Raw genomic sequence first — 18,402 nt, 5'->3', positions numbered from 1 at the left:
CGCGGCACAGCCTAATCCGCGCAGGTGGCCGGGGACAGGACGTCCCGCTGGACGGGATGCGACGATCGTCCGGCGGAAACCGGGAGCAACCGGGCGGCTCGTGATTGAGTGGGCCCCATGAACCCGCAGACGACCGCCCACCGACCGCCCGATCGAACGCTGCGGGTCGGCCTGATCGGCTACGGTCTGGCCGGCTCCGCCTTCCACGCCCCGCTCATCGCCACCACGCGGGGGCTGCGCCTGGACGCCGTGGTCACGGCCAATCCCGAACGCCGCGAGCAGCTGCGACGCGAGCACCCCGACGCCCGTGCCGTCGATACCCCCGAGCAGCTGCTGGCCGACCCGGATGCGCTGGACCTGGTCGTCATCGCCTCCCCCAACCGCACCCACGCCCCGCTGGCCCGCGCCGCGCTGCAGGCGGGCCTGGCCACCGTGGTGGACAAGCCGCTGGCCGCCACCGCCGCCCAGGCGCTGGAGCTGTGCCGGCTCGCCGAGGCCCGGGGCACCCTGCTCTCGGTCTTCCAGAACCGGCGTTGGGACGGCGACTTCCTGACCGCGAGCCGGCTGGTGCGCGGCGGCGCGCTCGGCCGGGTGCACCGCTTCGAGTCCCGCTTCGAGCGCTTCCGCCCCAAGCCCAAGCCCGGCTGGCGCGAGCTGGCCGACCCGGCCGAGGTCGGCGGCACCCTGTACGACCTGGGCAGCCACCTGGTCGACCAGGCACTGACGCTGTTCGGGCCGGTCGAGACGGTGTACGCGGAGATCGACGTGCGCCGCGACGGCGCGGTGGTGGACGACGACGCCTTCCTCGCCCTCACCCACGTCTCCGGCACCCGCTCGCACCTGTGGACCAGCGCCGTCACCCCGCTGATCGGCCCCCGGCTGCGGGTGCTCGGCGACACCGCCGGGTACGTCAAGAACGGCATGGACCCCCAGGAGGCCGAACTGCGGGCGGGCCTGCGCCCGGGCGGCACCCACCCGTGGGGCGCCGACCGGCCCGAGCAGTACGGCACCCTGGGCACCGACGAGTCCCCGGTCTCCCTGCCGACCGACCCGGGTGACTACCCCGCCTTCTACGCCGGCATCGCCGCCGCCCTGGCCACCCCCGGCACCCCGCCCCCGGTCGACCCGCGCGACGCGGTGGCCACCCTCACCGTCCTGGAGGCCGCCCGGGCCTCCGCGGCTACGGGGACGGCGGTCCGGCTGGGCTGACGGCTGGTCCCCCGAACGCTTGACCTCGCCCTGGCGCCGCCGCCTGCTGCGCTCCCGGAGCCGGCCGGAGGCCCTGCGGCACGCGGCGGCCCGGGTGGAGTAGGTCGAGTGCGACGGGCCGGCCGCGCTCACACCCCGATGATCTCCACCGCCGAGCCCAGCCCCCGGAAGTCCGCCACGTTGCGGGTGTACAACGGCAGACCATGGGCGGAGGCGACGGCGGCGATCATCAGGTCTATCCGGCGCGGCCGAGGCTGCCGTCCGGCGGCGATGGTGAGGGTGACCAGGGTCCCGTAGCGGGCGGCGGCGGCCGCGTCGAAGGGCAGCGGGTCGAAGTCGGCCATCGCCGCGCCCAGCACCTCCAGCCGGGCCGCCCGACTGATCGGGTCCCGCGCCATCGAGACGCCCTGCTGCAGCTCGGCGAAGGTGATCGCGGTCAGTTCCGGCACGGCCGGCAGGTCGGCGGGGCTCAGCAGGGCCAGGTCGATGTAGACGCAGGTGTCCAGCACCCCGGCCGGCCGTCGCCGGGATGCCCTCCGGCGCTCAGCCACGCCGCCGCTCGAACGGGTCGTCGCCCTCGTCCCCCACCAGTTCCTCGGGCCCGAAGTACTCCTCGGCCTCCTTGCGCATCTGCTGGTAGTCCACCCGCGGCAGCTTCACGTGCCGCGCCACCAGCTCCTCCGCCGTGAGCCGCCGTCGCCCGGACACCGGCCGCAGCTCCGCGACCTCGACCCCGTTCCTGGTGATGTGGAAGGTCTCCCCCGCCTCCACCGCGTCCATCACCGCGGCGGAGTTGTTCCGGAACTCCCGCTGGGTAATCGTCTTCATGGATTCCACGGTAGCCCCGTGTAGCACCGCTGGCTACACCTCGCGCGCATCCCCGCGAACACGCCTCCTGCCCCGGCCAGTCCGCTAGATTCGAACACTGATCGTTCACGAAGAGGGGGGCTTGTGTCATGGCCGAAAGCACCGAGAAGGACCAGAACCCTTGGCTCTACGGCCAGGACGGTCCACCCACGGCAGGGCCGGGCGCCCTGCCCCGTCCCACCGGCCCTTGGACGGGCGCCGCGAGCGCGGGCGCCCCCGTCCTGGTGCACCCGCCGGTGCTCCAGCAGGCCGCCGGTGAAGCACGGCGCCTGCGCGGCGAGCTGAAGTCTTCCGTCGCCCGCGCAGAGCCCGACACGGCGACGGCCATCCAGGCGCTGGCCGGCGGATGGGCCAGCGGGCCCGCGCTCTCGCAGGCCCTCACCTGGTGGAAGGCCCGCTGGACCAGCCTGGACAACCGTCTCGGCCTGACCGCCGACCGCCTGGACGCCACCGCCCGCGACTACCACGCCACCGACACCTCCGCCGCCACCACCTTCAAGGGGCCGTGACCGATGGTGACCTTCGCCCAGCTCCGCTCCACGTCCTTCGAGTCCCTCGACCACGCGGGCGACACCTGGACCGGCGTCTCCGGCCACATGGAGCACCTCGCCGGCCAGCTCCGATCCGGTGTCCTGCACCCGCTGACGGGTGGCAGCAGCAGTCCCTACGCCCCACCGTCCGGCAACCGGCCCTGGACCGGCGCGGCCGCCGATGAAGCGGCGCGGGAAATCGGATTCCTGGCCGACGAGATGGCGGCCTTCCACTTCGAGGCCCTGGCCATCTCCGCGGCCCTGCACCGTGCCAACAAGGCTTTCGCCGAAGCCAAGCAGAAGCTGCTCCGGGCGATCGGCGATGCCGAGGGCTTGGGCGCCACCGTCGCCGAGGACGGCGCGGTCACACTGCCCGACCTACCGCCCGAGGAACGCAACGACCCGGAGGCGATCGCGCACCAGAAGCGGAAGTGGAACGAACTCCAGCAGCACGTCCAGGTCATGACCGCGGCCGTGACGGCAGCCACCGAGGCCGACAACGCCGTGGCCACTGCCCTGCTCGCGCTCAACCCGGAGGAGGTTGATCCTGCGAAGCATCCCGACACGGTGCGGAACGCCGAGGACGACGTCATGCGCGCGGTGGGCATGCCCAAAGACCGCAAGGACGTGCCGGATTGGTGGGCGAATGTCGACCCCGCCGTCCGGGCGCAGCTCCTCGCGACGAACCCGAAATCACTGGTCGACGCGGGAGTGCTCGACCCGACCTACAAGTGGAGAGCACCGAACGACGGCGCTGGGCCGTACCACGTCCGTGAGCCCGGCGTCGAAGAGCGAGGGATCCAGGCGGAGACGTACGCACTCGTCGCGGGCGGCACACTCCTCCAGAACGTGGATGCGGCGCGCCACATGCAGCACTACCTCGACAACACCGGAGAGCCGCTCACGGTGGACGTGGACCGCATGCTACGCGATGACCCCATGTTCCGGGCACATGTGGGGAAGCTGTTGTCCGACAGTGAGAACGATTGGCGGCAGACCGCCCTCGACGCCTACAACAAGGCCGGTGGTGCACCGGTCGCCATCCCCGTCGAAACACAGCGCAGACACGAGAACGACTTCACGTTCGACCCGGATCGGCAGCCGAACTGGTTCCACGCCATCGGCAGCCAAGCCTGCATCGTCTCCGGTGTCGTCACGGTGAATCCCGGCCCCGACGGGAAGCCCGTGGTCTCCACGCAGTACCAGGTCAACGTCTGGGACCGGTACAACTGGGACAAGGGCAAGTCGACCAACATCGCGGGCACGAACATCACGGACGCCGACATGGCGAAGCTGCACCAAACCGGCCTGGCCCAGGAATACGACATCAGCGGGCGAAGCACCCCGATGACCTGGGGCGGAAGCGGTGGCGCCCCCATGCATCCGGCCGGTTCCGGCGAGCGGAACGCCGACCGTGAGGGCGGGCGAACGGATCCGGGGAGGGAGACCCGATGAAACGGCGACACGTACTGCTGGGAGTCGTGCTGCCACTGGTGCTGATCGCCGGTGCGGTGGGAGGCCTGTACTGGCTGCGGGAGCAGGTGAACCATCCGGCGGCGAACAGCGGGCGGCCGGGATCGTGGATGACGGTCAGCTCCGAACAGGTCACGGAGTTCACACGAGTGCGGCCGCCGGCGTCGGCGAGCGAGCTGCACTGGGCGTACCGGAAGGGGTTCCAGGACGACCTGGCGTTCCTCTCGTTCCGGCTGCCACCGGGCGAGGAGCAAGGGTTCCTGAACGGACTGGGAATCGCGGTGAAGCCGGACGCCGACACGGACTTCGGGACCAACGTGCTGGAGGGGTTCCGTCAGGCCGGGGCGCCGGACCCGAAGGCGGCGGGGCCGTTGCGCCACGGTTCCGTCATCGCCGAGCCGCTGCCCGGTCACAACAAGCGCCTCGGGGAGTCGGTGTGGCTCGCGGTGGAGGCGGACAGGGGGACGCGGGTGTGGGTGCACGCGGTGGATGCTCCGTGAGGAAATCCCGAGCGCTGCGGGAACCCGGCGGGTCGTAGGATCGTCCTGCTGAACGTCAGGAGCCGGGAACACATCGAGAGGGGGCGCGCCGTGGGTGTCGTCGCGATGCTGCTGGGCCTGCTCCGGGTGTTGACCGGCCAGCTGGTGACCGACGGCGGCGCGCTGGCGTCGGTCGCCGCCGTGGCGGCCATGGTCCTGGTGGCCGGGGCGGTCGCGGGGGCCTTCGCCGGGACGCGACTGCTGGGGGCACGAGCCCCGGCGGCGGTGCGCAGCGGGGTGCTGCGACGTCGGGCGTTCCGTACCGCGTTCCTTCCGCAGCGTGATCCGGACGCCCGGGGCAGGCGACGCCCCAGGGCGCCGGGGGCGGCCCTGGCGGCCGCGTAGATCCGCAGTTCCCCCGTACGGCTCCCCGTACGTTCTCGCGGCCGTCCTCCGCCGATCACTCATGTCCTGAGACCCCGGAGGGCTCGCTTCACCATGTCCGCTCTGTCTGTTCTCGACCCGGCCGTCACCGTCGCCCACGCCGTGGTCTCCGCCATCGCCCACGTCCTGCCGACCGCGCTGGCGATCGTCCTGTTCGTCCTCGCCGTACGGCTCTGCCTGCACCCGCTGGCGCGGGCGGCGGCGCGCGGGGAGAAGGCCCGTTCGAAGCTCGCGCCGAAGGTCGCCGAGCTGAACGAGAAGCACAAGAACAACCCGGAGAAGGCGCGCGAGGCGCTCGCGGAGCTGTACCGGAAGGAGCAGGTCTCGCCGTTCGCGGGCTGCCTGCCGATGCTGATCCAGATCCCGTTCTTCTCGGTGATGTACCGGCTCTTCACCACGCCGAACGACCTGCTGGACCACACCCTGTTCGGGGTGCCGCTGGGTCTGCACGTCGGGAACGCGCACGGCGCCGGGCAGTTCGCGGTGTTCGGGCTGCTGTACGCCGGGCTGGCGGCGGTCGGGTACGTCAACTACCGCCGGGCCCGGCGGGCGGCGGCCGCGCAGACCACCCCGCAGCCGGGGGCGTCGTTGCTGCCGTACCTGTCCTTCGTCTCGGTGCTGTTCGCGATGCTGGTGCCGGTGGCCGCCGCGCTCTACCTGCTGACCACGAGCGTGTGGTCGGCCTCCGAGCGGGCCTGGCTGTACCGGGGCGGGGCGCCAATCCCGGCGGCCGCGCTCGCGGTCTAGCTCAGGTCTAGCTCAGCGGTCCGACTCAGAAGTGGCGCGGATCAGAAGTGGCGCAGCAGCTCCGGGAAGGCCGTGAGCTGCAGCGTCGCCTCGTCCGGGCCGAGCTCCTCGTGCTCCAGCACCCAGGTGTGCTCGTGCGGGATGAACACGGTGCGCAGCCCGGCCCGGCGGGCGGGGGCGATGTCGGACCTGGGCGAGTTGCCGATCATCCAGGTCCGCTCGGGGTCGAGGCCGAGTTCGGCGCCGAGCTGCCGGTAGGTGTCCACCGACTTCTCGGCCACGATGTGGATGCCGCGGAAGTGGTGGTCGATGGTGGACGCCGCCACCTTGGCCTGCTGCTCGTCCTGGTCGCCCTTGGTGAGCAGCAGCAGGTGGTGCCGCCCGGCGAGGGCGGTCAGGGTGTCGGCGACGCCCGGGATCAGCTCGATCGCGCCGCGGTCGGTGAGCGGGGTGAGCAGCTCGTCGATCCGGGCCAGCTCGGCGGCGGTGGGGGTGCGTTCCCCGGCCAGCTGCCCCAGGCAGTCGGCCAGGCTCTGCCGGAAGACGGCGGCGCCGTAGCCGAGGGCGGCGGCGTTGGCGGCCTCGATCCGGTCGAGCAGGGCCCGGGTGGCCTCCCGCTCGGCCGGGGCGCAGACCCAGTCAAGGAAGCCGTCGATGACCCGCTCGAAGAGGACGTTGTTCTCCCAGAGCGTGTCGTCGGCGTCGAAGATGAGGGTCTGGTCGGTGTGCATCGGATTCCTTCGGACAGGCGGGAAGGGGTTCACGAGAACGGGGTTCAGGCGAGCAGGCGGGCGGCCCGGTCGAGGGTCTCGCGGAAGTTCTCCTCGGTGGTCCGCCGCTTGGCCTCCTCGATGCTCAGCCACACCAGCGGGGAGGCCGGACTCTCCGGGCGGGCGTCGTCCGGGGTGTCGGTGGCGAGCAGGAAGCGCAGGTCGGCGTGCTCGTGGGCGGGCTCGACGGCCGAGGCCGGGACGGGCACCACGGCGAGGTGGACGAGCGCGGCGTCCGGCCAGAGGGTGAGGTCGGTCAGACCGGTCTCCTCCAGGCCCTCGCGCAGTGCGATGTCCAGCGGCAGGGTCTCCCCCGGGTCGCTGTGGCCGCCGACCTGCAACCAGGCCTGCTGGCGGACGTGCCAGCGCAGCAGGACGCGGCGGGTCGGCGGGTGGACGATCAGCGCGGAGGCGGTGAAGTGCAGCGGGGTGCTGCGGTCCCACGCGTCGGGGGCGCCGACCCGGGCGCGGACCCGGGCGAGGTCAGCGGTCTCCGCCGGGCCCTGCGGCCGGTGGTCGTCCAGGAGTCTGGCCAGGTCGGGGCTGTCCGGGGCGGTGCCCGTGGTCACCATGGTTTCTGCGCTCCTCGTTCCGCCCCCGGGGCCGCGTCGGACCGCGTCAACCGGCTTGCGGGAGCGGGCGATCGGGCCCGGGGGCTCCGGTTCCGGTGAATCCGCGCAGCCTAGCCCGGGGGGCTTCGGTCGGCCCACCGTTTTTCCGCCGCTCACCGGCTCGTCACCGCCCCCTCCACTGCCCTTCCACCTCCTCCGCACCGCCCTCTCCGCTCTCCTCTTCACCGTCGAAGGGGGTGGTCAAAGCAGTGCTCCGGAGGCCGTAGCCTGTGGTGATCGTTACGGGACAGGTGGAGGGATGTCGTCATGGTGGCTGCTCCGGCGCTCGCCGAGTTGCGCGAGGTGTGCCAGCCGCAGGCCAAGCTGCAGAGCCGCAACGGCGAGCACTGGGCGGGCCGGATGTACATGCGGGCGATCTCGCTGCGCACCACCCGGCAGCTGGTGCGGACCTCGGTCTCGCCGAACACCCTGACCTGGGTGATGGTGGTGTGCGGGGTCGGCGGCGGTGCGGCCCTGCTGATCCCGGGTCTGGCCGGCGCGGTGCTGGCGGCGGTGCTGTTCCAGCTGTTCCTGCTGTTCGACTGCGTGGACGGCGAAGTGGCGCGCTGGAAGCGCCAGTTCAGCATGGCCGGGGTGTACGTGGACCGGCTCGGCGCCTACCTCGCCGACGCCGCGCTGATGATCGGCGCGGGCGTGCGGGCGGCGCGCGGTGGCTCGGAGCTGTGGGTGTCGGCGGGTCTGGCGGCCGCGCTGGGCGTGGTGCTGCTGAAGGCCTCGACGGACCTGGTGGACGTGGCCCGCGCCCGCAGCGGGCAGCCGCCGGCGGACGAGGAGTCGACCCAGCCGCGCTCCCAGGGCATCGCGACGGCCCGCCGGTTCGCCTCGATCTTCAAGATCCACCGGGTGACCAACGGCATCGAGGCCTCCCTGGTGCTGCTGGCGGCGGCCGCCGTGGACGCCGGGCTCGGCCACCTGGACGCGACGCGGGCGGCACTCGCCGGGATCACGGCGATCACCTGGGGCATGGTGGTGGCGCACCTCGCGTCGATCCTGTCCTCCTCGCGGCTGCGCTGACCCCGGCTCGACGGCCCCGACGGCCCGGCGGCTCCACTGACGGGCTGAGCCGGATCTCCCCCACCGGGGGGAGGGGTCCGGCCGAAGCCCGCCGGCGGACGGACGCGGCAGGTACGGCCCGCGCGGCAGGGTGGACACATGACGCCTCAGCCCACCGCCGCCGCCCCCGCCCCGCCCCGCTGGGCCGTCCGCGCCGCGCGGGTCGCCGCGTTCACCGCTCTGCCGGCCGGGCTGTGGCGGCTCGGGCTGGTCCTGGGCTGGCACGGCGGCTACACCGACGCGGGCTACGACGCGGTGGGCTTCACCGGCTGGGACGCGGTCTGGCCGGTCACCCTGAGCCTGCTCACCGAGGCGCTGGCCCTGCTCACCCTCGGCCTGGTCCGGCCCTGGGGCACGGTGCCGCCGCGGTGGATCCCGTTCCTCGGCGGGCGCCCGGTCAACCCGCGCGCCGTCGTCATCGTGGCCTCGCTCGGCGCGGCCGGGCTGGTCGCGCTCTGGACGCCGTTCGCCGCGTGGTGGGCGGTGCCGCACCCGAACATGACCCCGCTCGGGCACCTGGCGGTCGGCTTCCTCTACCTGCCGGCGGTCGCCTGGGGCCCGCTGTTGGCGGCGGTCACCGTTTCGTACCACCGCCGGCACCGCGCGGTCGCCGCTGAGTCCTAGTACTCCAGTGAGAGTTCTGCGTTTGCCCTGGTCAACGGCCTAGTGGCGGGGAGTGTAGCGGGACTTCCGGGTGGGCGGGACGGCTTTGACGTGGACGTCCCGCCAACGGGTGGCCGCGCCGCATGTAGTGACAACGGCGCCGAGAAGGCACCGTTGTGAGCGATGAATCTGCCGACGGATGTGTGGGACCGGGAACTCAACGAGCTCTTCCTGCGGATTGGGGGCCGCTTCACCGCAGCGCGCGTAGGCCGTCTGTCACGGCGTGGTCGGGCAGCTGAAGCTGATGTTGTCAGCCCAGTAACTGCCGCCGAAGATGTCAACCTTGGTGCCAGCCCCACCCGGGCCGACGTGCGGGTTGGCGGCGTTCGCGCAGTACGCGGCCTGGGCGTCTTGGAGAGTCGGGTACGGGCCCAGCTTCGTGGTGAACTGCACGGGAACGTCCGCGCCGCCCGCGTCGGCGCACTGGCCGCCGTCGATGAAGTCGCAGGTGCGTTTGCCAGAGACGTCGTCGAAGGTGCCAACGAGGATGTTCCCTGGGTCGGCGACGTTGGTGAGGATGAAGACGTAGTAAGCCGCGGCGGGGGACGGGCTGGAGGGCGTTTCGGTCGGGGTCTCCGTGGTCGGGGTCTCCGTCGGGCTCGACGGGGCCGCGGTCGGTGTAGTCGGGGTCTCAGTCGGGCTCGACGGGGCCGCGGTCGGTGTAGTCGGGGTCTCAGTCGGGCTCGACGGGGCCGCGGTCGACGGGGCCGCGCTGGGGCTCTCGCTCGACGGCTGGGGCACCGGGCAGACCTCCGCCTGCTGCGGTAGCAGGACGTCACCGTGAGGCGGAGCCTCACCGGGTGCCCCGGGCAGCTGCGGGCGTGCGGCACCCCGGGAGGCGGGGACCGAGTTGACGTAGTCCACCACCTCCCGCGTACGGTCGCCGATCTGCTTGGCGGAAGCCGAGCCGCAGTACAGGTAGTTGGCCAGGTAGTGGATGTCGAATCGCGACTTGATACTGCCGTCGTAGACGACCTGCGGCGCCGCGGCCTCGACCGTGGGGTCGACGTGGGAGATCTGCCCACCGGGCACACCAGTGTCCATCAGGAGCCAGTCCCAGTTGAACATGACATAGCGCGTCGGGTTGGCGTTCAGCTCCTGGCCGGTGCCGAAGGGCGGGGCGATGAAGACCGCCCCGACCGGCGCCCCCGCACCGATCCTTGACAGCGCGTTACGCAGATAGAGACCACCCTCGCTGTGGGAGATCAGCACGACGCGCTTCCCGCTCTGGAGATCCTTCTGTACGGGGGCCAGCAGCGTCGCGTTCACCGGGTCGGACGCGAAGTTCGGGTCCAGCGTCTTCTGCAAGAACAGCTTGCCGACGTCGGCAACGATCCTCTCCGGCAGCGCGACCGTACCAAAAGCAGCGATCCCGCAGGCGTTCTTCACCAACTGCGCGGTCTCCGGAATGGGGTGGTTGGCGGTGACGGCCTGCGCATGCTGGCAGACATTGTAGGTGTACCACGCGATGTCGGCACCGGACGCGTTGAAGATCAGGTTGACCTTGACGGGGAAGCCCAACGTCTGAGTGAGTGAACTCTCCAGCAGATCTTTACCTTCCCCCGCCGAGACATGGTCGTTGAGAACACCATTGACGAAATAGAAGGACAGGCCTGCGCCAGCGTTCGGCGTGTCACGGTACACCGCAGGTTGCTCCCCCCGGCCCGGGCCGGGCGTGGCCGCCGCGCCCAGCGTCGGCGCGGAGGGCGCTGAGGTGCCACCAGCAGGCAGGATGTGCCCATTGAGGACGGAGTTGTTGGCCAGGTAGGTCTTCCGGCCCTCCGGGGTGCTCAACTGCCGCAGCTGCCAGGTCACCAGCTCGATGCTGAGGGAGTCCTCGCTGATCCCTGCCATCGCCGCCGAAAGGCCCTCGAAGGCACGCTGAGCCTCATCGGGGCCAAGCGGCTTCTCAAAGGCGACGAGGCGCTGCCGCAGCACCGTGATAGCAGCAGACGGTGAACTCGCCTTGGACGACGCACCGCCGCTAGGCGCGGAGGAGGAGCAGCCTGCTGCCAGAAGCGCCACCGTGGTGACCGCCGCCGCAGCACGGATACGACGACGGCTGGCTTGGATGAACGCCATGGTTCCCCTTCGGGTGTTAGTCGTCCGTTGCCTGCAGATGACCTACCCGAGCCGAGTCAATTCGGGCTGCGAGCGACGGATCGGGACGTCTCCACCGTCGGTCGTGCGGCCGGGGACCTCAAGCGGAGGTGAGCCGCTCAGGGGGGGTGAGCGAGGGGTTCCGGGTCCGGGCATGCTGAGGAGGTTCCGGGCCGTCCCGGCCGGGTGAGCCGGTGTGGCTCAGGCCGCCGGGGCGAGGCGTCCGGTGGTGGCGGTGATCTGGTTCCACGTGGTGAAGCGGTCCGTCATGGCGGTGCGGTACTCGGGGGCGGACATCAGGTGCCGTCCGGGGCGAAAGTGCGGGGAGATCCGGCTGAACGAGGGCAGGAAGCGTTGCGCTCCGCCGACGGAGCGGAAGCCTTTCATCGCGCGTTCTTGTTGCCGCGTCGGCTGGTGGGAGTTCTCCGCCCGGTTGTTCAACCCCTTGTGGGCGCGGTGCTCGACCGAGGGCATCACCTCCCGCAGGGCGGCGCCGTAGGAGGCGAGCTTGTCGGTGACCACCACCCGGGGTACCGAGCCGGTGCCCTTGAGCAGCTTACGGAAGAACCGTTTCGCGGCGGCTGTGTCCCGCCGGTTCCGCACCAGGATGTCCAGGACGTTGCCGTCCTGGTCCACGGCCCGCCACAGGTACTTCCGCTCGCCCCGAATCTTGATGAAGACCTCGTCGAGGTGCCACTTGTCCCCGGGCCGTGTCTGACGCCGGCGCGGGCTGGCGGCGTAGACCGGGCCGAAGGTCGTGCACCACTGGCGGATTGTCTCGTAGCTGACTTCGATCCCGCGCCGCATCAGGAGCTCTTCGACCTCGCGGTACGAGAGCGGGAAGCGGTGGTAGAGCCAGACCGCGTGGGCGATCACCTCGGTCGGGAAGCGGTAGCCCTTGTACGACAGAGCGGTGGTGTCCACGAGCACGGCCCTCCGACGACAAGAACCGTGATCATCCCACGGCGCCGAAGAGCCCACCGTTCAACCTGACAGCGCCTGCCAGCGGTGATCGTGAAGCACGTCTACCCGGCGCTGCGGTCTGTGCCGTCCCCGTCCGGACCGGGGGCGTCCTGCCCCAGGCCCCGGCGGATCGCAATCTCCACGGGTGAGTACGCGCCGTCGGCCCGCTCCAGTTCGTACGGCGCGGCCGGCATCAGCGGCGGCTGGGCCATGAAACGCGGCCGCACTCCATGGTGCGGTTGCGCCGCGTGCACCAGGAACGGATGGCACAGGAAGACGTCGCCCGGGGACCCGGTGGCGAGGGCGAGTGGCCGGTGGTCGGACGCCGCCACCAGATCGGGCGCGAGGGTCAGCCCGCTCGCCCCGTCCTCCCCGTACTTCTCCAGCACCTTCGGCACGTCGAGGTGTGAGCCGACCCGGATCCGGGTCGGGGCGTCCTCCTCACCGACCTCGCTGAACAGGAACAGCATCAGCAGCGCCCGGCCCTGGGAACGCAGATTCGTGAAGTACCAGCTCTCGCCCTCCGGCAGATAGCTCCCCTCAATGTGCCAGCCCGCGTCGTCCGGCTCCTCCTCGTGCGGGAAGCGCAGCGGGAACGTGCCCAGCGAGTAGCGCGGCTCCCAGCGCCCCTCGCCGACGAGCAGGTCGTACGCGCGCTGCAGGAACGGGGAGTTGGGTGCAGCGGCGAACGGTCCCTGCGCCATACCGCCCACCCAGTGCACGGGCCGCGTCCACGTCGACGGGTCGTCCGGGTCGCAGCCCGTCTCCCGCCACAGCAGCCGCGCGCAGTCCGCGGCCACGCGCGGCGCGACGGCACCTTCCAACTTCACGAAGCCGTCGCGGAGGAAACGGGATACCAACGTTGTGTCATCCATGCCCCCATCGTGCGGCGACACCGGCCCCGATCACCCGACATTCTCCGCACCGCCTTTGTCGGGCGATCACCGAGCCCCTTCCCGCCCCTCCGAGACCGGAAGCAACCGCCCCGCGGTCACAGGACCACATGGCCGACGTGCCACCACGCCGTTGCAGGTACCGGGGAAACAGCGCAAGTCCCCCTCCCCCCGGCTTCGGCCATACCCGGGGATCAGGGTGCTGGCGGTGGCGTGACCTGGCAGACGACGAGCTCCAGACGCGGGACGACGTAGTAGGCGAGCAGGCCGCCGGCCACGTCGAGGTAGCGCATCGGCTCGCCGCTGCCCTGGTAGGAGGTGCCATCCAGGTAGAGCGCTTCGGCGGCGCGGACGAGCTCGGCGGCCCGGTGTTCGACGGCGGCGAGGAAGTTGGCCGGGGCGCCGGCGGTGACGTGCTGCTCGCTGGGGGAGGTACTCCCAGCTCCACGTCACGCGTTCACCGCCGCGTAGGCGGCGCGGTAGAGCTCGGCGACGGTGGTGGCGTGCTCCCGGCACTCCTGGACGGTGCCGGCGTGGTTCGCGAGGTAGTTCGCCCGGTGGTAGGCCTGGGCGGTGGCCGGGTGCCGCTCGATCTCCACGACGGCGGCCCAGTGCGCAACGAACGAGCGGATCGGCTGGATACTGCCCGTGGCGATGGCCTCGGCCATGGCCCTCGTCTGCCCGTCGATCATCTCCGGGAGGCGGTCCGCAGCGACGACGGCCAGGGCGGCCTTGAGCGCGGCTGGACTCTGCTCGGGGCCTGCCGCCGAGCTCGGGGGCGATGGTGGCCTACTGGTCGAGGATGCCTCCCCCGGCGGCCGGGGCGTCCCAGGCCAGCTCGGCGACCAAGGCCGTCAGGGCGTCACCGAAGCTGGCCTGGACTCGGCCGCCACTGGCAGGGTTCTTCGGTTTTCGCCCGGGACTTGGCGACCGGGATGCCGTGGGGCCACTCGGCTTCCTCCGCCTCGCGCCCGTTTCTCCTATCTCCTACCCGGCCGGGGCCGCCGACGGGGCCAGGGGCCCGTCGTGGCGGGCGCTGGCGCGCCAGTCGGAGACGCGGACCAGGGTTTCGAGGAAGGCGAGGCGGAACGGGCCGACGCCGGGGGTGTCGCGCAGGGACAGGGCCCGTTCGGTCCAGGCCGCCGGGAAGGCGGCAGTGTGCAGAGTCCGGGCGGGGAAGTGCTCGCCGGTGGACAACTGGATGGGCGGGGTGCGGTCCCCGTCCGCGACGCCGAGCAACAGCGGGGCCTCGTCGCCACGCGGGCGCACGGTCAGCCGGACGTGGCCGTGGTGGGCGGCGGCGAGGTAGGTCACGAGCGGGTGGTGGCCGCCCTGCCAGAGCAGGAGGGCGCTGACGAGCTCGTGCCGCAGGTAGGGGCGCGGCGAGCGGTAGGGCGGCAGGGGGTCGGCGCCGTTCCTGGACTTGGCGAGCAGGCCGGCGGGTGGGTCGGTGCGGCCGGCCCTCAGTTTCTCCTGGAAGGCGTCGTGGCACTTGCCGAGGTCGTGGAAGCGGGCCGCCTCGACGACGGCCTCTCGCAGGTCGATGGGGAGCGCGGGCAGCGCGGCGAGCAGCGACTGTGCCTCCTGCGCGGTCTCCTGGAGGTGCTGGTCGAGGCCGACCCAGGCGGTGCAGCCGTAGGCTGGCTGCCCGGGGGCGGCGGTCTCGCACGCTACGGGGGCCCGACTCGCCGGGGTCCAGCCGCGGTCCGGGAGGTAGCCGCCGGTGCGGGCGTCCAGGAGCAGCCGGACGCCGGGCCGCAGGTCCTCCGGCTGCGCGGGGCGCCACCGGCGGTCCAGGGTGTCGCGCAGCCAGGCCCGCCCGGTGGGCAGCCCCAGGAGTTCGCCGAGCGGCACCGGGCAGAGTTCGGCGCCGGTCGGATCCGGCTCGTCCTCGCCAGGCCTGCCGCACTCCCAGGGGCGCCAGGCGGCCAGCGCCGGGAGCGAGCCGGCCTCCGACGGGTCGCAGATCCAATGGTCCACGTCGGCGGTGTTGTCGGCAGGGGCGTCGAAGAGGGCCAGGACGTCCTCGCACCCCGGCCCGGGCGGTGCGGGCGGCTGGTCGACGCGGGCCGTCAGCAGCTCGCCGGGGGTGACGGCCCGGCTCTCGTGGGCGGTCAGCCAGCGCGCGGTGGCCGCATCGCCGCCCTCGGGGGGCGTGCACCACAGCAGGTCGCCGCCGTCCGGGTGCTCGCTGTGGCGGTTGCAGCGTCCGGCGCGCTGCACGAGCGAGGCCCAGGGCGCGAGTTCGGTGACCAGTGTGCGGCTGGAGAGGTCGAGCCCGGCCTCCAGGGCGGGGGTGGTGACGAGGACGAGTCCGTGCGCGCCCTCGGCGGCGGCCAGGACGCGGTCGAGGTCGGCGGCCCGGAAGTGCGGGTGCAGCAGCAGTGCCTCGCGTCCCTGGGCGGCCAGGGCGGCGTGCACGGCCCGCGCCCGTCCCGGGGAGTTGAGCACCACGACGGTCCGGGTGCCCGGCACGTGCGCGGCGGTGACGGCCTCGGCGAGGGCGGCGACGTAACGCCCGTGCGGGAGGTCAAGACGGCCGATGCGCCGCAGCGTCCCGGTCGTGTCCGGCGCGTGCATTGTTCTCCCGTCGAGACCGCCCGGCCCCCGCACCGACGACATCCACAGCGTCCGGGTCGCCGCCGCCGTCCCCAACTCGCCTCTTAGAAACTGGAGTTGCACGCCGGTGGACAGACCCGGCCCGAGCAGGTGCGCCTCGTCGAACACCCACTGGGCGTCGGTGTGCAGCAGCGCGTACGAGACCGGCGCCATCGTCCGCGCGTCCGCGTAGCCGCGCATCAACGCCCGGCTGAGCACCATGTCGTGGGTGCCGACCAGGATCGCGCTGCGCTCGGGGCGCCGCCGCCAGCCGCCCTCCTGCGCGGCGGCGCCCGCGAGTAGGTGCAGCCCCACCTCGCCCGTGAGGCCCAGGCACTCCAGCCACTCCCCGATCCGGCGGAAGGCCTGGTCGGCGAGGCTGTGCCGGGGCAGCACGAACACCAGCCGACGCGGCGTGACCCCTGACGCGGCGACCAGCCGCCGGTACAGCCACGGCAGCACGGCGGCAACGGTCTTGCCGGCCCCGGTGGGCGCCTCAAGCAGCGTGGGCAGGCCTTCGGCGGCCAGCGCCGACTGGTAGGGGTAGGGGGTGAAGCCGGTGGCGGTGCGCGCGAAAGTCTCGAACTCGGCCGTCATCGGCCCAACCTACGGCCAAGCGGGCCCGGTAGGTAAGACGGGACTGACAGACGGTTTGTCCCGGCCTCATGTCTATCGCGGCGCCGGGCCTGACCAATTCGACAGCCCGGCGACGAAGCCGGTGGAGGCACGGTGCGCGCCTCCACCGGCTTCGTCACACGCGGCACCGCCGAGGGCACCGGCTGGCGGGCGGGGCGCAGCGGGATCGCCCTGGCCCGGCTGTTCGGGCTGGTTGCTCACTGGTCGCCGTCGGCGCGCACCCGGCCGAAGACGGCGGCGGCCGATGCCCACGGCTGGCCGCCGATGGACGCGGGCAGGGAGGCCACGCCTGGTCGTCGGTGCGCAGGACGAGGCGGTGGCGGTAGGTGGCGATGACCTCGGTGACGGCGGCCAGGTCGCTGATCGGGGAGGCGTCGAGGGCGGCGGGCAGACCGTACCGGCTGAGCCTGCGTGTCGGTGTTCGGCCCCGACGACGTCACGACAGTGTCGGCCCGGGTGGACTGGGCACGTGCGCTGGAGAGCTCCCAGCGCTACGACGAGTCCGAGGCCGAGGCACGCGGAGCCCTGCGGCTGGCTATCGAGTCGGGCTTCCCGGCCGCCCTGGTGTGCGAAGCCCGGCTCTCGGTCGCCCGGGTCTGCCTTCGGACGGGGCGGGGTGACGAGGCCTTGGCCGAGGCGGCCGCGGCCTGGGAGTTCGTCAGCCCTCAGCCCGAGAGCCTCGAGTACCACACGGCTGGCTCGTTCCACGCGTACGCGCTCAACGTGCTCGGCCGTCACGCCGAGGCGGCCGCCGCCCGGGAGGCCCTAGCTAGGGTGTGTCGGCCGCCTCGTTGCGGGCGAGTGCGGCGAGGACCGTGTCGAGCAGGCCGGGGAAGCGCCGCTCCAGGTCGACCGTGCGCAGCGCGGAGAACCGGCGGTTGGCCTCCTCGCGCTGGGTGATCACACCGGACTCGCGCAGCACCTTGAAGTGGTGGCTGAGGGTGGACGGCGCGACGTCCACCGGGAAGGTGCCGCAGGCCCGTTCCGGTTCGGTGCGCAGAACGCGGACGATGGTCATCCGGGTGGGGTCGGAGAGCGCGTGCAGGACGTCGTACAGGTCGATCTCCTCGGGCGCGGGGTGCGAGAGCGCCGGTCGGCGGCGGCTGCTGCTGGGCATGGACAACCTCCCTGATCTGCGATGTTCGACAATCGTCGAAACTGCGTGGTAGCAATGGCTCGCGGCAATTTCGCCGTTCGTCGAACATCGTAGTCGAGGGGGCACGAACATGCGCGCACTGGTGATGACCGCAGCCGGTGGAGCCGAGAACTCCGAGGTCCGGCAGATCGAGGCACCGCGCCCCGGCCCCGGTCAGGTGGCGATCGACGTCGCCTGGGCCGGACTGAACTTCGTGGACGTGATGGCCCGCCGGGGCGACGGCGGCTACACCGCCGGGTGGCCGCACCTGCCGGGCAAGGAGGTGGCCGGTACGGTCCGCGAGCTCGGCGAGGGCGTCACCGGCCTGGCCGTGGGCGACCGGGTGGTGGCCGCGCCGGTCGGCGGCGGGCTGGCCGAGGTCGTCGTCGCCGAGGCCGCGCTGACCGTCCCGGTGCCGGACGGGCTGGAGCTGAGTGCGGCCGCGGCCGCGCCGCTGGGCCTCGCCACCGCCGTCCTGCTGCTGACCGACGCGGGCCGCCTGAGCGCCACGGACAACGTCCTGGTCCACTCGGCCGGCGGCGGAATCGGCAGCGCGATCGCCCAGCTGGTCCCGCTGCTCGGCGGCCTGGGCACGCTGATCGGCACGGTCGGCCGGCCGGAGAAGGCCGCGGCCGCCGTCGAGTCGGGCTACGACCACGCCTTCGCCCGCGACGAGAAGCTCGCCGACGCCGTCCGCTCCGCGACCGGCGGCCGGGGCGTCGACCTGGTGCTCGACCCGTTGGGCACCGCCGCGCTGGAACTCGACCTCGACGTCACCGCACCCGGCGGCCGGATCGTCCTGTTCGGCAATGCGGGCGGCGGCACCGTCAGCGACCTGCCCCCGCTCGGACGCCTGATGGGCGGTAACCTCTCCGTCACCGGTTTCAGCCACCGCGCCTTCGCCGCCACCGCCCCCGAGCGCCTCGCCCGCGCCATCCGCACCACCCTCGACCTGCAGGCGAACCGCGGGCTGAGCATCCCGCTCACCGAACTGCCGGGCCTGGAGGCCGTCCCGGCCGCGCACGACGCCATGCAGGAGGGGCGGGCCACGGGCAAGTACGTGGTGCGCGTGGCGGGTTGAGCGAGACGGTCCGCGCAGGAGGTCGACGGGGGTGGCGTCCTGCCCGGGCCCGGGCCGCCGACGAGGACTGAGCCCGATGGCCCCCCGCATCGTCATCGCCGGTGCCTCCATGGGTGGCCTGCGCGCCGC

The 18,402-nt window shown here is 72.5% G+C and carries 19 protein-coding genes; 9 read left to right on the top strand and 10 right to left on the bottom strand.

Annotated features, from left to right (window positions below):
• Positions 1-117: 117 nt before the first annotated feature.
• On the top strand, positions 118-1,209 hold the full coding sequence (locus tag ACWC9T_RS12585; protein ID WP_449821030.1) for a Gfo/Idh/MocA family oxidoreductase: 1,092 nt from the start codon (positions 118-120) through the stop codon (positions 1,207-1,209).
• Between the two features lie 128 nt (positions 1,210-1,337).
• Here ACWC9T_RS12585 and ACWC9T_RS12580 read toward each other — a convergent pair whose 3' ends face one another.
• Both ACWC9T_RS12580 and ACWC9T_RS12575 read right to left on the bottom strand, forming a co-directional pair.
• The gene (locus tag ACWC9T_RS12580; RefSeq protein WP_449821029.1) at positions 1,338-1,760 is read right to left on the bottom strand and encodes a PIN domain-containing protein; all 423 of its coding nucleotides are present in this window, start codon (positions 1,758-1,760) and stop codon (positions 1,338-1,340) included.
• Entirely contained in the window at positions 1,753-2,037 is a 285-nt protein-coding gene (locus ACWC9T_RS12575) for a type II toxin-antitoxin system Phd/YefM family antitoxin (RefSeq protein WP_063349249.1), read from the bottom strand. The genes ACWC9T_RS12580 and ACWC9T_RS12575 overlap by 8 nt, the downstream gene beginning before the upstream one ends.
• Before the next feature lie 128 nt (positions 2,038-2,165).
• Between ACWC9T_RS12575 and ACWC9T_RS12570 the strand changes: the two genes are divergently transcribed.
• The 5 genes from ACWC9T_RS12570 (at position 2,166) to ACWC9T_RS12550 (ending at position 5,749) form a co-directional block, all read left to right on the top strand.
• The gene (locus ACWC9T_RS12570; RefSeq protein ID WP_449821028.1) at positions 2,166-2,585 is read left to right on the top strand and encodes a WXG100 family type VII secretion target; all 420 of its coding nucleotides are present in this window, start codon (positions 2,166-2,168) and stop codon (positions 2,583-2,585) included.
• 87 nt (positions 2,586-2,672) lie between these two features.
• Positions 2,673-4,061 (top strand): hypothetical protein, encoded by a 1,389-nt coding sequence (locus ACWC9T_RS12565; RefSeq protein WP_449821027.1) that lies wholly within the window; start codon positions 2,673-2,675, stop codon positions 4,059-4,061.
• Entirely contained in the window at positions 4,058-4,579 is a 522-nt protein-coding gene (locus tag ACWC9T_RS12560; protein WP_449821026.1) for a hypothetical protein, read from the top strand. Before ACWC9T_RS12565 ends, ACWC9T_RS12560 begins: the two co-directional genes overlap by 4 nt.
• 90 nt (positions 4,580-4,669) lie before the next feature.
• Positions 4,670-4,963 carry a DUF6412 domain-containing protein gene (locus tag ACWC9T_RS12555; RefSeq protein WP_449821025.1) on the top strand — a complete coding sequence of 98 codons (294 nt, stop codon included), beginning with the start codon at positions 4,670-4,672 and terminating at the stop codon, positions 4,961-4,963.
• A gap of 93 nt (positions 4,964-5,056) precedes the next feature.
• Positions 5,057-5,749 (top strand): YidC/Oxa1 family membrane protein insertase, encoded by a 693-nt coding sequence (locus tag ACWC9T_RS12550; RefSeq protein WP_449821024.1) that lies wholly within the window; start codon positions 5,057-5,059, stop codon positions 5,747-5,749.
• Positions 5,750-5,790: 41 nt separating this feature from the next.
• Here ACWC9T_RS12550 and ACWC9T_RS12545 read toward each other — a convergent pair whose 3' ends face one another.
• Together ACWC9T_RS12545 and ACWC9T_RS12540 are read right to left on the bottom strand one after the other, a co-directional pair.
• Positions 5,791-6,480: an HAD family hydrolase gene (locus ACWC9T_RS12545; RefSeq protein ID WP_449821023.1), complete on the bottom strand. Its 690-nt coding sequence runs from the start codon at positions 6,478-6,480 to the stop codon at positions 5,791-5,793.
• 44 nt (positions 6,481-6,524) lie between these two features.
• A complete protein-coding gene (locus ACWC9T_RS12540; RefSeq protein WP_449821022.1) occupies positions 6,525-7,091 on the bottom strand; it encodes an NUDIX hydrolase in 567 nt (188 codons plus the stop codon).
• 306 nt (positions 7,092-7,397) lie between these two features.
• On the opposite strand from ACWC9T_RS12540, the gene ACWC9T_RS12535 reads away from it, so the two are divergent.
• Together ACWC9T_RS12535 and ACWC9T_RS12530 are read left to right on the top strand one after the other, a co-directional pair.
• A complete protein-coding gene (locus ACWC9T_RS12535) occupies positions 7,398-8,165 on the top strand; it encodes a CDP-alcohol phosphatidyltransferase family protein (protein WP_449821021.1) in 768 nt (255 codons plus the stop codon).
• 138 nt (positions 8,166-8,303) lie between these two features.
• Positions 8,304-8,828, top strand: a complete 525-nt coding sequence (locus ACWC9T_RS12530) for a hypothetical protein (protein WP_449821020.1) — start codon at positions 8,304-8,306, stop codon at positions 8,826-8,828.
• A gap of 255 nt (positions 8,829-9,083) precedes the next feature.
• Here the strand turns inward: ACWC9T_RS12530 and ACWC9T_RS12525 are convergent, their stop codons facing one another.
• The 6 genes from ACWC9T_RS12525 to ACWC9T_RS12500 form a co-directional block, all read right to left on the bottom strand.
• Positions 9,084-10,949 carry a hypothetical protein gene (locus ACWC9T_RS12525; protein WP_449821019.1) on the bottom strand — a complete coding sequence of 622 codons (1,866 nt, stop codon included), beginning with the start codon at positions 10,947-10,949 and terminating at the stop codon, positions 9,084-9,086.
• Positions 10,950-11,168: 219 nt separating this feature from the next.
• Positions 11,169-11,891 carry an IS6 family transposase gene (locus tag ACWC9T_RS12520; protein WP_449821018.1) on the bottom strand — a complete coding sequence of 241 codons (723 nt, stop codon included), beginning with the start codon at positions 11,889-11,891 and terminating at the stop codon, positions 11,169-11,171.
• A 101-nt stretch (positions 11,892-11,992) separates the two neighbouring features.
• Positions 11,993-12,805: a phytanoyl-CoA dioxygenase family protein gene (locus tag ACWC9T_RS12515; protein ID WP_449821017.1), complete on the bottom strand. Its 813-nt coding sequence runs from the start codon at positions 12,803-12,805 to the stop codon at positions 11,993-11,995.
• 467 nt (positions 12,806-13,272) lie between these two features.
• Complete coding sequence (locus tag ACWC9T_RS12510) at positions 13,273-13,515, bottom strand: hypothetical protein (RefSeq protein ID WP_449821016.1); 243 nt, start codon at positions 13,513-13,515, stop codon at positions 13,273-13,275.
• 295 nt (positions 13,516-13,810) lie between these two features.
• Positions 13,811-16,018 (bottom strand): type I-G CRISPR-associated helicase/endonuclease Cas3g, encoded by a 2,208-nt coding sequence (cas3g, locus tag ACWC9T_RS12505; RefSeq protein WP_449821015.1) that lies wholly within the window; start codon positions 16,016-16,018, stop codon positions 13,811-13,813.
• A gap of 808 nt (positions 16,019-16,826) precedes the next feature.
• Positions 16,827-17,174 (bottom strand): ArsR/SmtB family transcription factor, encoded by a 348-nt coding sequence (locus tag ACWC9T_RS12500; protein ID WP_449821014.1) that lies wholly within the window; start codon positions 17,172-17,174, stop codon positions 16,827-16,829.
• 109 nt (positions 17,175-17,283) lie between these two features.
• Between ACWC9T_RS12500 and ACWC9T_RS12495 the strand changes: the two genes are divergently transcribed.
• On the top strand, positions 17,284-18,273 hold the full coding sequence (locus tag ACWC9T_RS12495; RefSeq protein ID WP_449821013.1) for a quinone oxidoreductase family protein: 990 nt from the start codon (positions 17,284-17,286) through the stop codon (positions 18,271-18,273).
• Positions 18,274-18,402 lie beyond the last annotated feature (129 nt).

Source organism: Kitasatospora sp. NPDC001159 (assembly GCF_053598235.1).
The sequence above is the reverse complement of the archived record's forward strand: the minus strand, read 5'-3'. Positions and strand labels throughout refer to the sequence as shown.

Coding starts and splice junctions, on each gene's coding strand:
- ACWC9T_RS12530 (WP_449821020.1), top strand. CDS start 8,304: ATGACGCCTCAGCCCACCGCCGCCGCCCCCGCCCCGCCCCGCTGGGCC.
- ACWC9T_RS12575 (WP_063349249.1), bottom strand. CDS start 2,037: ATGAAGACGATTACCCAGCGGGAGTTCCGGAACAACTCCGCCGCGGTG.
- ACWC9T_RS12570 (WP_449821028.1), top strand. CDS start 2,166: ATGGCCGAAAGCACCGAGAAGGACCAGAACCCTTGGCTCTACGGCCAG.
- ACWC9T_RS12510 (WP_449821016.1), bottom strand. CDS start 13,515: ATGATCGACGGGCAGACGAGGGCCATGGCCGAGGCCATCGCCACGGGC.
- ACWC9T_RS12540 (WP_449821022.1), bottom strand. CDS start 7,091: ATGGTGACCACGGGCACCGCCCCGGACAGCCCCGACCTGGCCAGACTC.
- ACWC9T_RS12535 (WP_449821021.1), top strand. CDS start 7,398: ATGGTGGCTGCTCCGGCGCTCGCCGAGTTGCGCGAGGTGTGCCAGCCG.
- ACWC9T_RS12495 (WP_449821013.1), top strand. CDS start 17,284: ATGCGCGCACTGGTGATGACCGCAGCCGGTGGAGCCGAGAACTCCGAG.
- ACWC9T_RS12560 (WP_449821026.1), top strand. CDS start 4,058: ATGAAACGGCGACACGTACTGCTGGGAGTCGTGCTGCCACTGGTGCTG.
- cas3g (WP_449821015.1), bottom strand. CDS start 16,018: ATGACGGCCGAGTTCGAGACTTTCGCGCGCACCGCCACCGGCTTCACC.
- ACWC9T_RS12550 (WP_449821024.1), top strand. CDS start 5,057: ATGTCCGCTCTGTCTGTTCTCGACCCGGCCGTCACCGTCGCCCACGCC.
- ACWC9T_RS12565 (WP_449821027.1), top strand. CDS start 2,673: ATGGAGCACCTCGCCGGCCAGCTCCGATCCGGTGTCCTGCACCCGCTG.
- ACWC9T_RS12545 (WP_449821023.1), bottom strand. CDS start 6,480: ATGCACACCGACCAGACCCTCATCTTCGACGCCGACGACACGCTCTGG.
- ACWC9T_RS12500 (WP_449821014.1), bottom strand. CDS start 17,174: ATGCCCAGCAGCAGCCGCCGCCGACCGGCGCTCTCGCACCCCGCGCCC.
- ACWC9T_RS12585 (WP_449821030.1), top strand. CDS start 118: ATGAACCCGCAGACGACCGCCCACCGACCGCCCGATCGAACGCTGCGG.
- ACWC9T_RS12525 (WP_449821019.1), bottom strand. CDS start 10,949: ATGGCGTTCATCCAAGCCAGCCGTCGTCGTATCCGTGCTGCGGCGGCG.
- ACWC9T_RS12515 (WP_449821017.1), bottom strand. CDS start 12,805: ATGGATGACACAACGTTGGTATCCCGTTTCCTCCGCGACGGCTTCGTG.